Raw genomic sequence first — 14587 nt, forward strand, 5'->3', positions numbered from 1 at the left:
TACCTTTGAAACGTAACCTCACGATAAAATCAAACAACAGTTATTGTTAACTGTATAAGATAACGCGGGAACAATAGGGCAGAATGTTAAGAGAGTATAGGCGGTTGGCCATTTGTGAATGAGCTTTTTTTTAATCCACCAAGTTTAAATGATCCAGACCATTCTCTCTAGTAATCTTCCATTGATCCTGACTGTAGGTGAGCTCATGCACACCCGTATTTCCCGCCGGGAACCAATGGCCAGTATTTGTCCAAGGAATCCCCAGCAGCAGATGATAGATTACGTTGATCACCCCGCCATGAGTAACGATCAGCAGATTCTCATCGGGGTTGCCTGCTAACTGAGCAGCACATATCTTGCCTAAGGTATCTTGGATACGCGCAGCGAATTCAACTGGACTCTCCCCACCCGGAAACCGTTCATCCATCTTTAGCGTTGAGAAAAACAACCCAGGATACCTCTGAAGCGCTAGCTCCTCAGGCATCCCCGCCAGCAATCCGTTGTTAGTTTCACGCCAATCTGCACTGTGCTCAACTGGCAGCTGCAGCTCATCCTCGATGGCCTGCGTCGTCTGCACAGCCCGCGTCAAGTCGCTGGACAGAATTCTATGTATATTGTACTCATCGCTGTGCTCTTTGAGATAACGTCCGAGTTTATGGGACTGCTGGATGCCTTCGCTCACCAGCCCTCTTGTACTCCACCCCCCCGGTAGCCTTCCTCATCCTTGCCGTGTCTGACTAGATAAATGTTCATATGAACCTCCTGGATCGCTGCCCATAGGCAGGGAAATATTGTATAGTTTAGCTATGCGGGTTTCACCGCGGTCTGAGAGGAGCGAGTAGCATGTTAGATGTTGGGCAGATCCGGGAGGTTATTCCTCACCGGTATCCTTTTCTGCTGATTGATAGGATCATAGAGCTAGAACCAGGCAAACGTGCGGTGGGGTGCAAAAATGTGAGCATCAACGAGCCCTTTTTCACCGGCCATTTCCCCGAGTATCCTGTGATGCCCGGCATTCTACTCGTTGAAGCACTGGCCCAGGTAGGAGGAGTGGCGATGTTCCGCTCAGAAGACGCCGGCAGCAAAATAGGCCTGCTCGCGGGCATCGACAACTGCCGCTTCAAACGCCAGGTCACGCCGGGCGATCAGCTGCGGCTCGAATTCGAGGTCACCCGTGTCAAAGGCCAAATTGTAAAAGGCCACGGCACCGCCACCGTAAACGGTGAGCTGGTCTGCGCAGCCGAGATTATGTTTGCCATTGCTTGAGGAGCAGACGCGGTTGTGTCTACTGTGGTGTGTCTGCTGCGATTATGCCGTTTACGACGCTACGGTTGTGTCTACTGTGATTATGCCGGTTATGACGCTGCGGTTGTGTCTACTGTGGTTATGCCGGTTATGATACTTCGGTTGTGTCTACTGTGATTATGCTGGTTACGACGCTGCAGTTGTGTCTACTGTGATTATGCCGGTTATGACGCTGCGGTTGTGTCTACTGTGGTTAAGACGCTTCAGTTGTGCGGTTGCCACTTGCCCTCGCGGGATTCGCGCAAGGTTCATCGCGGCTTACTCGCTGGGGCCTAACTGCATTCCGTACAGCTATATTGGCTGATTTGGCCGACGGGAGAGGTTTAACTGTATTTCGTACAACTAAATCTCTCCGTTTAGCCATTTAGGCCCATTTTGCTTAGAAATAAATGTACAAAATACAGCTAAATTCGTTTCTCGCCCATTTTCACGCCAAATAAATGTACGAAATACAGTTATCTAAGATGAACTTAAGAATGAAAGGGTAAAGTTATCAGAATACCTGCGATCGTTTCATCGTTGTCCCTTCATATGATGTTTATCTTTAGATACTAAAAACGAGATTGAGTCCCGTCTCTTCCCTCTTGAAGGGTTTGTTGAATTCCCTGAACTCCAGCTCCATTCCTGAGATATCATCAGGCAAAGGAGGAGTCACCACATAATTATACGATGCATGCCCGGATGTAGATGTGCTTCCACCATCACTCGTTTTACAGTCCTATGCCTCTCCTATGAACAGTTCAAAATGGCGGTGTTTATAAGAATTCTGATCCTGCAGCGCAGTCATATCCCAGTCCATGCTGAGCGTGATCACACTTACATTACTGTATTGGCGGATCGAGGTTAAGGTAAAGAACAACCCTTCTTTTTCTATAGCTTGTAGAACAGGAATGTGTTGTCTGAATCCCATCGGCTCGACGTAAGGTTTGAAGTATTCTTCACTTAGCAGTGTTCCAAAGACCGCTTTCAAGAAATCATCATAGAGATCATACTCCGACGCCCACTCCGAAATAAGCTCCAATGGCGGGAACCCCGGATTGTTGTCTGAGAGCTGCTTGCGTTGCTGTATCAATGAACACAGTTCCTTATCCACCGTGATAATCTGCGGATCATAGTGTTCTGTTGGTCTTACAAATGGCATCCGTTTCATGATAGACCTCCATCTACTCCGTATTTTGGGAATTTGCACCTATCAATTTTAGCATAAAATGGATGGATTACTCGAACTCGAATACCCTTTTTCAATATCAGTCACAAAAAACCGCCTTCGATTGGATTGTGGGGAACCCAATTGAATAGCGGTTTAATGAACTTGCGCGCCTATGATACAAATTTCAAGCCAACGGATGCTCCCAGAATCAGTACGACAAAAACCAAACGCTTCCAGCTCTTGGATTCTCCATACAAAACCATCCCTACAAACGCTGCCCCTACCGTTCCGATTCCGGTCCACATCGCATACGCCGTACCCATCGGGATCGTCTTCATCGCATACGTGAGCAGATAAAAGCTAAGACCAAAGGTAAACATCATATAAACTAGCGCATCCCACTTCTGCTGGGATAATCGCTTAATATTGATGACACCGAACACCTCCATGCAACCTGCTCCAACAAGTGCCAGCCAAGCCATACTGAATTCCTCCTTATGTTGTCGCTTTCTCTGTATTGGCAGTAACCATCTTCAGTCCCACAACTCCCACAAGCAACACTACGATGAGTAGGATCTTGAGCAGCTTAAAAGGTTCACCGAAGACGAGGCTCTCTACCATAACGGTCCCACCTGTTCCAATACCGGCAAAAACTGCATATACCGTTCCAACCGGAAGCTGCCGCGACGCCAGCACAACCAGATAAAAACTGCAGGCCAAAGCTGCTACTGTAAATATCCATCCGGCTATAGTCTCTGAATGCTTCAAGCCTGACACCCAGAAAATTTCTAAAATTCCCGAAGAAAACACATACAACCAATTACGGTTTATCATCTCAACATCTCACTTCCTTTACCTAACTAACGGTCGTTAGCTAAAATATACTTCAATTTGCGGTTTAAGTCAATATTCTTGTGAATCCTGTCCAGCCAACAATTAGAACCCCTTCGCTAGAGCGAAGGGGCCTTAGTTCAACCATATGATAAGAAAGTAACACTACTCCTGAATCCCTCTCCAGAATATCGGGAGGATCGATTGCAGACGTCTCTGGTATTTATCGGCTCCTGCATAGATCAGTTCCACCAAACAGCCGTCTACAATTGTTAAATAAGCGATCCCTACGTTTTTAGGGTCTTTGACCTGATTTCTGAGCATGTAAATGAGAACACGCTCCATTCTCTCGATAAATGGGTTGGAGATTCCCATCACCTGCTGATGTAGCCGGGCGGGAGGAAAAAACAATACACGAAGTAAAAATTTCATGGTTTCATCGGTCTCATATTCTGTCTGCAACCAGTCAAAGAATCCTTCGAGCTTAATCCGCAGAGGCAGTTCTTGATTAAGAATAAAATAGCCAATAATCCGTTGGCGTATGGAGATACAGGCATACTCGACAACAGACATGAATAAATCATCTTTGCCCTTGTAATGCGCATAAATGGAAGGTTTCTTAATGCCTACATCCTCGGCAATATCCGCCAGTGAAGCCCCTTCATAGCCGTTACGGGCAAAATGTATTAATGCGGCATCGCGAATATTAGTCTCAGCCATGAGATTACCTACTTTATTATTAGAGTCTGCCGCCGGGGCAACCGGTGGCCCTTCTAATACTATCATTTGGCAGTTCATTGTACCAGCTTGCTAAAGAGCTCTTACTTGCTAACCGGAGGACAAGATTCTGCTTATTCCTCCTCCGTTCTGGTCTGTTGCTTATACTCAGTTGGACTGCATCCTGTGTATTCCTTGAATACTTTGGAGAAATAGTGCTGATCTCCGAAAGACAGAACCTCCGCGATTTCCCTCGCCTTCATCTCCGGTTTGGCGGCAATCAACCGGCGGGCCTCGTCTATTTTAAGCTGCGTATAGTAATGCACGAAGGTACTCTGCGAATACTTCTTGAACATTCTGCTGATGTAAGAAGGACTCACATGAAATTCCAGCGCCACCTCGGAAATGGACAGCTGGGAATAGAGCTGCTGACGCAAATATTGTTCCAGCTGCTGGAACAGCTCTTGGCTGCTTTTCTTGTTCTGGTGCAGCATTTCAAAGCTCTGGCCAGTCCACGAGAGCAGTGCTTCCCCGAAAGCCTCATAGCTCTCTGCCGCCAGAAGTTGCTGCACTTCACCGGCCAGTCTTGGCCGATCCCGTGAATGCTGATCGGAGCCTAGGCTGCCAAAAGCTTCCGCCAAGGACCAGATGAACCTTTCCAGCTCGGCCATCCGGATATTAGAATTCTGAAAATTCAGCACTTGCTGCTGGAGCAGCAGCGTAAAACGTTCTTTTTGCCGCTGTCCGATCATATCTGCGAAAAGTCCTGCCAGTTTCTCCATTTCCCTGCTGGACAGCACGCCCTGGGGCAGGGGATACTTGGTGTCCATAAGCTGGCCTGATACGGACAACTGTTCATTCATCAGCTTGTCCAGCTTCTCATAGCATGCAGCCAGAACCCGGCTCCTGACAGGCTGTGCCTCTGCCGCAATGGAGACACGGATGCCTTGAGCCAGCATCGCCCCGCTTACCGCCTCCATACAGCCGTAAACGGACGGGTAAACATCCAGCACCGAAGCGTTCACCAAGACAAGATATTGTTCCGGCAGCAAGGCAGGAAAGATCCAGCGTCCATGCGGTGCACAGGCTTCGTCAAGACAAGCCAACAGCATCTTCTGCGTCCAGCGGTCCGGTCCGGGTGCAGGTGTGAACGGCTGTCTGCGCAGAATCAGCATCACTTTATCCGCGGCATGAAAGTCCGCTCCAAGTTCCAGGGACGAGAGGAATTGCGGTTCCACAATGCCCTCCAAGAAATCTTTATCACTCCCCTGCTGCTCCTGCATATGCTTGACCAGCCGTTCCATAACGTCAACAAGCTGGTGGCGCTCCACAGGCTTCAATAAATAGTCAAACACCTGCAGGTTCAGCGCTTTACGTGTATATTCGAAATCGCTGTATCCGCTGATCAGCACCGCCTTCAGCTGCGGATTCACAAGCTTGCTCTGTTCAATCAGCGCAAGCCCGTCCAGCTTCGGCATACGGATATCTGTCAACAGAATATCGACAGGATGCGACTTTATATATTCCAGCGCCTCGACCCCGTTCGACACCATGGCAGTTATGCGGACTGGCAGCTCCATGGACTGCATCAGCGTCCAAATATTGCGCAGAATCGGCTTGCTGTCTTCGGCAATGATTGCGGTATACATAGCTGTGCCTCCCCGTTTAGAGAGTATCTCCCTACCTGTTTATTGGGTTTGAAGCTACCTCCTAGTAGAAATCTTTGGTAAGTGATGCGATCAGCTGGACCGTGGCCCCTTTACCCTCCTCCGGATGATCGTAAATGTTAAAAAACAAACGGTTCTTGTACATCAGCTTCATGCGGTTCACTGTATTCACAATGCCCATATTATCGATCCCGGACGTATTGTGCTGAAGCTCGTATATCCCTGAGTCGGAGCCGTGGATATTGTCCAGAATCTCCAGAATCTTACCCGGCTCAAAGCCATCCCCGTTATCTCTGATCTCAATGGCCCACAGTCCGTTGTACACCTTCACCTTCACCTGGATCTTCCATGGCGGATCGGTGCTTTTGAAGGCGTGTTCAATACAGTTCTCGACGAACGGCTGAATGACAAGGCGAGGCAGATGGATCAGGTCAAATGCCCTATCCTCGTCAATCTCCCATTCCAGATCATCCTCGAAATTCTGCTGAACGAGCGCCAGATAATGCTGGGTATGCTTCAATTCCTCCGTCAAGCTCACATGCTGATAAGGAGAGGAAACAATGTAGCGCAGGCTGTCTGACAGATGCTTGCACATCTCCGATACGACGGCGTTTTTGCCCTCCTGTGCAGCGATGCTGATCAGATACAGGACGTTGTGGATAAAGTGGGGCGCAATCTGCGCCTGAAGCGCCGAATTCCGGGCTTTGACCTCTTCATGTAGCGCAAGCTTTTCCCGGTCAATGGACTCCTGCAGCCGTTCCAGCAGCTCTTGAAAAGCTTCATTCAGTTGAATCAGCTCATTGTTATGGGAGCGTGTGTCCACCTTCACCTTCATATTGCTGTAATTGATCCGCAGAATCTGGCCGCGCAGCTTGCGGATGGGCAGCAGCAGCTTCCTGGCAGAGAAATAGATATAGACGAAAGAGAACAAGATCAGCGATGTGATGAGCAGAATGGAGATATTTTTAACCGAATTTACCGGTCCCAGCACAAAACTCTTCGGGGTAATAATATAGGTGGTCCAGCCTGTCTCAACCGATTGATCATAGGCAACATAATTGCGGCGGCTGTCGAGATAGATCCCTCCGGCCGCTCTTGCCGCCGCAAATTCGGGAACCTGCTGTCCTTCTTGCAGCGCGGGCGAACTTGTGATTAATTGCTTCTCCTGGTCCAGAATATAGACCTCACTGTCGGCGATGCCGGCCGCAGATCTTCTCAGATATTCCTGATTCAGCTGGATCGCCAGATAGCCGAATACCTGCCCGTTCTGATTCATAATCGCCCGCACAAAGGATATTCCACCCGCCTGGCGATACAAGGCGTAACCGCTTGCATTCCAAGTCGCGAGCTTTCCACTTTCCGCAAGGAACGGCACCAGGGAAGTAGGGTTTCCGGCGTAGCCGATATAAGAAGCGATCTCCGCACCTTTAAGATCATAAATAATCATATCCTCAATGTTCAGGCTCGGCCCAATGGCCTGGAACATGATATCCTTGAGCTTGCGGCTTCGCGTCAGCCCTTCAATCGTCAGCCTGGAGTAATCGCCGCCGGACAGCAGCGTGAATACGTCTTTGTTCGAAAGAATCCGCTGGGACAGCTGATTCTGATTATTGATATAGATGTTCAGCTGATCGCTGACTTTGGCGGCTGCCCTCTGCATTTCATTCTCCGTCTTCCCCTTCAGCGGCTGGATGACCAGAAAGTTGACATAGATCAGGAAGCAGCCCAGCACAATCAGCAGGAGGAACACGAAGGTCAGAAAGAACTTGGTTTGCAGACTGGCCTGATACGGGCCGCTGCGGAATTTTCTGTTGATAATCGCCAAGCTGAATCCTCCTTCATTCTGTATGATGCTCCTACTTTACAACCAAACCAGTGAATGAACAAGTAGTATACAGTTCAGAATAATACGGTTCAGAATATTACACAACAAGTGTCAAGCACAGCCATGTACCTTAAACAGACATCCATCTATAATCAAAATGTAAGCGGATTCAATAGGCAGATCAAATATAATTCGGGGGCGATCCTATGAATGACACAATGAAAAAAATGGCAACAGGCCTACTGGCCGGTGTAATGACAGTATCGCTGGCAGCATGCGGCTCCGGCGACTCCGGCTCTAAGAATACCTCTTCAACCGGGAACGGAAACAGCGGCAGTAAAGGCAGCAAGGTTACCATCGAGCTGGCCATCTCCAAGAGCTCGCAGGATTCGGCGTTTGTCGCCAAGGAACTGCTGAATGAGTTCGAACAGGAGACCGGGATCAAAGTGAATCTTCAGCTGCTTCCGGCGGAGCAGACGGCAACTGTTCTGCAGACCAAACTTGCCGTTGACGAGACACCGGACATTGTTCAATACAACCTCGCCAGTGCCACAACAGATTTGAACCTGGAGCGCAACTTTGAAATTCTCGACAACGAGCCTTGGGTGAGCAGATTGCTGAATAAAGAAGTACTCTCCGCTTACGGGCATGTCTACAGCTTTCATGTCAGCCAAGATACAGGCATGCAGGGCGTTGTCTACAACAAGGATATGTTTAAAGAGCTGGGGATCGCCATACCAAACAATTTCGAAGAATTCCTGGCGGTATGCGAGAAGATCAAAGCAAGCGGAGTTATACCGGTCTTCATGCCGTTCAAGGATAACTGGGCCGCGAACATTTGGCCGGCTGCCGCTTTTGCCGACTGGGCTGCGAAGAATGAACCGGCTCTTTTTGATGACATCAATGCCAACAAGAAGAAATGGGCCGATGTTCCGGAGTTCGCGACCTTCCTGGAGCAGCAATATGACGTCTACAAGAAAGGTTATACCAACGCTGATATTCTGAGCGACAGCTATGATATGGCGGTTGGTAAATTTCTGGACAAAGAAGTGGCTATGATGTTCATGGGAGACTGGCTGATTGAGAATGTAACCGAAAAAGATCCGAATATGCACCTGGGTCTGTTCGCTATTCCTTCTTCCGACGACCCAAGTCTCGGCGCCAGCCCGCTGGGCGGACAATTGTTCATTCCGAAGAAAGCCAAACATATGGAGGAAGCCAAGAAATTCCTGGATTACATCGCTACCAAAGAAGTAGCCCAGAAGATCGTAGACACCCAGAGTTACGTATCCAACTTCAGTGATGTAACCACACCGGAGCTTCCGGAATACAAACAGGAAATTGTCGATCAATACATCACACCCAAGAAAACCGCGCTGACCACCGACGCTTACATGATTGTAGACCGCGCAGAGCTGTACCGTCTGCTTCAAGATCAATTCGCCGGCGGACTGGACCCTGAGGGCGTTCTCCAAGCATGGGATGAGAAATTCAGCCAGCTGATGAAAGACAAGGGAGTCGAAGGATTCTAATTCACGATACCAGAGGCAGAAATAGAGTCCGGTTCCGGGCTCTACTTCTGCCCCAAGCTATAATGGAGTGTGAAGAGATGAAAATATCAAAAAAACTATACTCGTATTATCTGATCTGGCCCGCGCTGTTGATCTATTCTATTTTTTTCGTACTTCCTGCCCTTATTGGCTTGTTTTATTCCTTTACCGACTGGCGGCTGGACCGCGAGACGATCAAATTTATCGGCTGGGACAACTTTGAGCGTATTTTTACCGACAAAACGCTGCTGCTTGCCATGAAGAACACCTGTATCTTCGCAGTAGTTACCGTACTAGGCAAGAACCTGCTCGGCATCGCACTTGCCGTCGGTTTAAACATGAAGCTAAAATCCAAAAATTTTCTGCGGGCCATTTTCTATTCCCCTTCGATCTTAAGCGTTTTGGTTATTAGCATTGTGTTTACACCTATGCTGCGCTCCGAAGGAACGATTAACCGCATATTCGACGCTGTGGGCCTGCATTCCTTAAGCCAAGCTTGGCTGACCAATCCTTCGATCGTTATCTGGACGGTTGCCGCTGTCTCCATCTGGCAGCATACCGGATTCCAGATGGCCATCTACCTGGCCGGACTCCAGTCAATCTCCAAGGACTATTATGAAGCCGCCACCATCGACGGGGCCGGTTCGTGGAGAAGTTTCGTCAGCATTACCCTGCCACTCCTGCTCCCTGCGATCAATATCAATCTGATGCTCACCCTGATCGGCGGGCTTAAAGTGTTCTCCGAAGTGTTTGTGCTCACCGGCGGGGGCCCGGGCAATGCTTCACAGGTAGTGGGTACCATCATCCTGCGCTCCTTCGGGGAAGGCAGCTGGGGGCTAGGGACGGCGGTTAATACGCTTCTGTTCGCCGCAGTTACCATCATCGCCATTCCACTGCTGATCTTTATGCGCCGTAAGGAGGTATCGGAATAATGGGTTATTCACGTAAACTGGCTTGGCGCAACTACCTGGTCGAAGGATTGCTGATTCTGTCCTCACTGCTGATCATTCTGCCGCTGCTCATCATGATCTTCGGAAGTTTTATGACCAGCACCGAGGTGCTCAAATTCTCTCTACGGCTCCCGGACAAATGGATGTTCTCCAACTATGCAGAGGTGTTCCGGGAAGGCGGTCTGGGGCGGGCTTTTCTGAACGGAATGCTGATTACCGGGATTTCGTCTATATTGAACATCCTCACCTCTTCGGCAGCGGCTTTCATCCTGGTCCGCAGAGAGACTAAATTAGCGAATTTCCTGTATATGTTCTTTTTCATGGGCCTGATTGCTCCCATGTCTACTATTACAACCATCCGTGTCGTACAGTGGATGGGGTTCTACGGCAGCATCACCAGCGTTATCTTTATCTATGCTTCACTGAATGCCGCCTTCAGCGTATTTCTCTACAGCGGGTTCATCCGCTCCATCCCCAAAGCGCTGGATGAGGTGGCTTTTCTGGAAGGCGCCAATACGTTCGATGTCTTCTTCAAAATCGTGACTCCGCTGATTATTCCGGTCAATGCCACCGTTGCAATCATGGTCTTCATGTCTGTCTGGAACGACATCACCATCCCGCTCTATTTCCTGACCGACAGCTCCGACTGGACCATGCCGCTCTCCGTGTACAATTTCTACGGCAAATACAGTCGTGACTGGAATCTCATCTTCGCAGATCTGGTGCTGACCTCTCTGCCGGTGTTCATCCTGTATCTCTTCTGCCAGAAGTATATTGTGAGCGGACTTACGGCGGGCGCTGTCAAAGGCTAAGGGAGGCTACATTGGAATACGCAAAAGTAAGTGGATTGCCTTGCTGCTCTGTGTATTTGATGGTTTCCTAGATGGACATAAATTTTACGAAGGTAAAACACTTATGGGTATTCTTTACTTCTTTACAGCTGGATTTTTATTTGTAGGTGTTGTGTTAGATTTTATAGCTCTGTTGTTTAAGCCTGATCCTTATTTTTGTTTAACCAAAAAAGCAGTCACAATACAATGTGTCTGCTTTTTTGGTACGTTGTATGGACTGAATCCTAACGCCAACTCATCTTATCATTTATCTCGATCTTGCTCTTGAACGCTTGATCAAAATCAAGATTTAAGCATCTTTATGAATGCATTTAATGGTTTATTTATCATCAGTTTCGATAGCGCAGGATTTTGAGTCCTAGAAGTTATTCAGACTTCACCCCCGGAATATAAGGGAACCTGCAATCTGTACAAAACTTTGTAGAATCAAGGGTTTTCGGCAAACCTAAAAAAGATATGCAAATCTTCATTTCAGGTACTTCACCTAACTATTGTAGCAAAATAGCGAACACATTTAGGTAAAGCAGTTCACAATTTCGCAACTAATTGCTCATTGCGCATTATTGCTCTTTGTGCAATAATAACTCAGGTAAATAGAGTTCAGAGTGTTCACTGGACCAAGAAAAGGAGGGTGCATGGAACTTGAACCCCAAGCTGACGCTGCGCGATAAAAAAAAAGAGGCCACTGCCTATGCATTAACCGAAGCTGCCTTTGAGCTTGCGCTTGAGAAAGGTATGGAGGGCTTCATCGTCGATGATATTGTCCAGAAGGCCGGTTATTCCCGGCGGACCTTTGCCAATTACTTCTCATGCAAAGAGGAAGCGGTAGCGGAGTATTTTATTGGCAGCGCTACGAAAGAAGATGAGAACATGCTGCTCGCTGGTTTGCCTGCGGATGCTACACCGCTGGATGCCTTGTACAGTTTGCTCAAGCTGCAATTCACTTCTGAGTTTCTGCACAAATTGCGGCAGTCCGTATCGCTCGCAAATCAGTACCCGTCGCTGGAGCCTTATATCCTCAGCGTATTCCGCCGCTTGCAGATCGCCGCTCAGGAGTTGCTCGAACAATTCTCCCATGGACGTTATGCCGACGGATATACCCATCTTCTTGCCGGTGCCGTCTATGGAGCATTCGTGCCCATTCTGGATGGACGGCTGAACGTTATGCTGCCGGGCGAAGCACAGGATGAACACTCCGGTGCGCTTTCGTTTGATCAATATTTGAATTCCATGTTTGCTTATTTACGCAACGGCTTCTAACCCAGAGATAAAAAGGAGAAACCACTACATGTCAACATTTCTATACCGATTAGGCAAGTCAGCTTATTCCAAGCCCTGGTATTTCATCGCAGCCTGGATCATCGTACTCGGTGTTGTAGGCACTTTGCTGGGTGTCAATGGCATCCAGTCCAGCTCCGAAATGAAAATTGAAGGCACCGAATCACAAAAAGTGCTGGATAAGCTGACACAGGAGCTTCCTGCTGCTGCCGGAGGCCAGGCGAGCATTGCCTTCACCGCACCGGACGGAGAACGTCTGGACACACCGGAACGTGCAGCGCTGCTCCTGAAGGCCATTAATGATGTCTACAACATGGACTACATCATCAACCCTCTGGAGCTGGCTGCCCAAGCCGCAGCGGCTGCGGGTCAAGCAGCGGCTGCGGCTCCGTCTGCCGCGGCAGGCCAAGCTGCCACGGCGGATCCATCGGCCGCTGCAAGTCAGTCTGCCACGGCGGATCCATCGGCCGCTGCAGGTCAGTCTGCTGCCGCAGGTCAAGCTGCCCCTTACGGCCCGCTGATAGCTGACGGCGTTCCGGTTCCCGGCGTCATGCTGTCCGCCGATGGCAGCATCGCCTTGTTCCAGTTCCAGTTCACCGTCCAGCAGACGTCGCTGCCTTCTTCCGTAGCGGATAACATCATCGATACCGTGACCGAAGTCGAGCAGGCAGGCTCCGGCATCACAGCCATTCCGAGTGCTTCGCTCAAGAGCATTCCAGCCATCGGATCGACGGAAGCCGTCGGCATTGTTATTGCTGCTGTTGTACTGTTCATTACGCTTGGCTCGGTCGTTGCCGCAGGACTGCCGCTGATCACCGCGCTCCTGGGCGTCGGAATCAGCGTCGGAGGCGCGTTTGCCCTCTCAAGCATTATCCAGATGAATGACATTACGCCGATTCTCGCCGTGATGATCGGTCTGGCTGTCGGTATCGACTACTCGCTGTTTATCGTGAACCGGCAGCGGCGACTCATTCTCGATGAGAAATTAAGCGCCGGCGAAGCGGCAAGCCGGGCATTGGGTACCGCCGGCAGCGCCGTATTCTTCGCCGGTCTAACCGTAATTATCGCCCTGTGCGGCATGCTGGTTATCGGCATCGGATTCTTGTCGACCATGGCGCTCGTTGCCGCTGCCAGCGTTCTGATCAACGTTCTGCTGGCGCTAACCCTGCTGCCTGCATTGCTGGGTCTGGTCGGCGAACGGATCTGCACAGCCAAGGCGCGCACGAAAAACACGGCTTCAGGAAACAAAGCCCGCCACGGGTTCTCGCACCGCTGGGCGAACATTACAGTGAAATACCGCTGGGCCATTATTATTCTGGTTGTCCTGGTTCTTGGAACAGCGGCAATTCCTGTAACAAAAATGGAGCTGGGCATTCCGTCCGGCGCCTCGGCCAACCTGGATACTCCGGCACGCCAAAGCTATGATATCACCTCCAAAGGCTTCGGTGAAGGCTTCAACGGACCGCTGCTGCTGGTAGCCGAACCGGAAAATCCGTCTGATAAAATTTCAATGGAGCTGCTCGGCAAGCTGGTTCAGGAGCTGCAAATGCATGATAACGTCACATTGGTGTCCCCGATGGGCGTCAATGCAACCGGCGATATCGCCATTATCAGCCTGATCCCCAAAACAGGCCCAACGGATACAGCAACAAGAGATCTGGTGCAGGATCTGCGCGATCCCGCTTCCAGCCTCGCCTCCGGAAATAGTGTCAAGCTCGGTGTGACCGGCTTCACCGCCATCAATATTGATATGTCATCCAAGCTTTCCGATGCATTCCCTGTGTATATTGCCATTATTGTAATTCTGTCACTGATCATCCTGCTGCTTGTCTTCCGCTCGATCATCGTTCCGATCAAAGCAACCGTCGGCTTTATTCTCAGCATTCTCGCGACCTTCGGTCTGACTACAGCTGTCTACCAGTGGGGATGGCTGCACTCCCTGTTTGGTTTTGATACGGGAGGACCGCTGCTTAGCTTTATGCCGATTCTGGTCACCGGCATTCTGTACGGGCTGGCGATGGATTATCAGGTTTTCCTGGTCAGTTCCATGCGCGAGGCCTACGTCCACGGACGCCATGGCAACGAAAGTGTCGTTCACGGCTACGATCTCGCCAGCCGCGTCGTGCTTGCCGCAGGCGTAATCATGGTTTCTGTCTTCGCCGGCTTCATCTTCGCACCTGACGCGATGATCAAGCAGATCGGCTTCGCTCTGGCCTTCGGTATCCTGATCGATGCCTTCATCATCCGTATGACGCTCGTTCCGGCTATAATGGCGGTCTTCGGTGACAAGGCCTGGTGGCTTCCGAAATGGCTGGACCGCATGCTTCCGAATCTCGATGTCGAAGGCGATAAGCTGATCGCCAAGCTGCATGCCGAGAGCGGACACAAGAAATAACAAAACGGACGGCATCATCGCCGTCCGCCCGAATTATTCAAGAGCAAAGCCTGCGGACAATGTCTGCA

14 protein-coding genes are annotated in these 14587 nt (G+C 49.9%); 7 read left to right on the forward strand and 7 right to left on the reverse strand.

Annotation, left to right across the window (positions count from 1 at the left end):
* Positions 1 to 130: 130 nt before the first annotated feature.
* Entirely contained in the window at positions 131 to 682 is a 552-nt protein-coding gene (locus tag B9T62_RS21035) for a histidine phosphatase family protein (protein WP_245863948.1), read from the reverse strand.
* Between the two features lie 161 nt (positions 683 to 843).
* Here B9T62_RS21035 and fabZ point away from each other — a divergent pair, with 161 nt between their 5' ends.
* Complete coding sequence (gene fabZ / locus B9T62_RS21040) at positions 844 to 1266, forward strand: 3-hydroxyacyl-ACP dehydratase FabZ (protein WP_087917087.1); 423 nt, start codon at positions 844 to 846, stop codon at positions 1264 to 1266.
* 757 nt (positions 1267 to 2023) lie between these two features.
* On the opposite strand, the gene B9T62_RS21045 is transcribed toward fabZ, so the two are convergent.
* The 6 genes from B9T62_RS21045 to B9T62_RS21070 all read right to left on the reverse strand — a co-directional run bounded on the left by B9T62_RS21045 (position 2024) and on the right by B9T62_RS21070 (position 7486).
* Positions 2024 to 2455, reverse strand: coding sequence for a hypothetical protein (locus B9T62_RS21045; protein ID WP_087917088.1), 432 nt, complete (start codon positions 2453 to 2455; stop codon positions 2024 to 2026).
* A gap of 170 nt (positions 2456 to 2625) precedes the next feature.
* The gene (locus tag B9T62_RS21050) at positions 2626 to 2937 is read right to left on the reverse strand and encodes a DMT family transporter (protein ID WP_087917089.1); all 312 of its coding nucleotides are present in this window, start codon (positions 2935 to 2937) and stop codon (positions 2626 to 2628) included.
* A gap of 13 nt (positions 2938 to 2950) precedes the next feature.
* Positions 2951 to 3286 (reverse strand): DMT family transporter, encoded by a 336-nt coding sequence (locus B9T62_RS21055; protein WP_087920354.1) that lies wholly within the window; start codon positions 3284 to 3286, stop codon positions 2951 to 2953.
* Positions 3287 to 3451: 165 nt separating this feature from the next.
* Entirely contained in the window at positions 3452 to 4084 is a 633-nt protein-coding gene (locus B9T62_RS21060; protein ID WP_245863951.1) for a TetR/AcrR family transcriptional regulator, read from the reverse strand.
* Positions 4085 to 4137: 53 nt separating this feature from the next.
* The gene (locus tag B9T62_RS21065) at positions 4138 to 5652 is read right to left on the reverse strand and encodes a response regulator (RefSeq protein WP_087917091.1); all 1515 of its coding nucleotides are present in this window, start codon (positions 5650 to 5652) and stop codon (positions 4138 to 4140) included.
* A gap of 61 nt (positions 5653 to 5713) precedes the next feature.
* The gene (locus B9T62_RS21070; RefSeq protein WP_087920355.1) at positions 5714 to 7486 is read right to left on the reverse strand and encodes a cache domain-containing sensor histidine kinase; all 1773 of its coding nucleotides are present in this window, start codon (positions 7484 to 7486) and stop codon (positions 5714 to 5716) included.
* A gap of 215 nt (positions 7487 to 7701) precedes the next feature.
* On the opposite strand from B9T62_RS21070, the gene B9T62_RS21075 reads away from it, so the two are divergent.
* From B9T62_RS21075 to B9T62_RS21100, 6 genes are all read left to right on the forward strand, one after another.
* Positions 7702 to 9027 (forward strand): ABC transporter substrate-binding protein, encoded by a 1326-nt coding sequence (locus B9T62_RS21075; RefSeq protein ID WP_087917092.1) that lies wholly within the window; start codon positions 7702 to 7704, stop codon positions 9025 to 9027.
* 77 nt (positions 9028 to 9104) lie between these two features.
* Positions 9105 to 9977 (forward strand): carbohydrate ABC transporter permease, encoded by an 873-nt coding sequence (locus tag B9T62_RS21080; protein WP_087917093.1) that lies wholly within the window; start codon positions 9105 to 9107, stop codon positions 9975 to 9977.
* Positions 9977 to 10807 (forward strand): carbohydrate ABC transporter permease, encoded by an 831-nt coding sequence (locus B9T62_RS21085; RefSeq protein WP_087917094.1) that lies wholly within the window; start codon positions 9977 to 9979, stop codon positions 10805 to 10807. Before B9T62_RS21080 ends, B9T62_RS21085 begins: the two co-directional genes overlap by 1 nt.
* Positions 10808 to 10823: 16 nt before the next feature.
* Positions 10824 to 11114, forward strand: coding sequence for a TM2 domain-containing protein (locus tag B9T62_RS21090; RefSeq protein WP_211296521.1), 291 nt, complete (start codon positions 10824 to 10826; stop codon positions 11112 to 11114).
* Positions 11115 to 11488: 374 nt separating this feature from the next.
* Positions 11489 to 12106: a TetR/AcrR family transcriptional regulator gene (locus B9T62_RS21095; protein WP_087917096.1), complete on the forward strand. Its 618-nt coding sequence runs from the start codon at positions 11489 to 11491 to the stop codon at positions 12104 to 12106.
* A 28-nt stretch (positions 12107 to 12134) separates the two neighbouring features.
* Entirely contained in the window at positions 12135 to 14519 is a 2385-nt protein-coding gene (locus B9T62_RS21100) for an MMPL family transporter (RefSeq protein ID WP_087917097.1), read from the forward strand.
* Positions 14520 to 14587 lie beyond the last annotated feature (68 nt).

This window comes from Paenibacillus donghaensis, assembly GCF_002192415.1.
Classification (GTDB): domain Bacteria; phylum Bacillota; class Bacilli; order Paenibacillales; family Paenibacillaceae; genus Paenibacillus_AQ; species Paenibacillus_AQ donghaensis.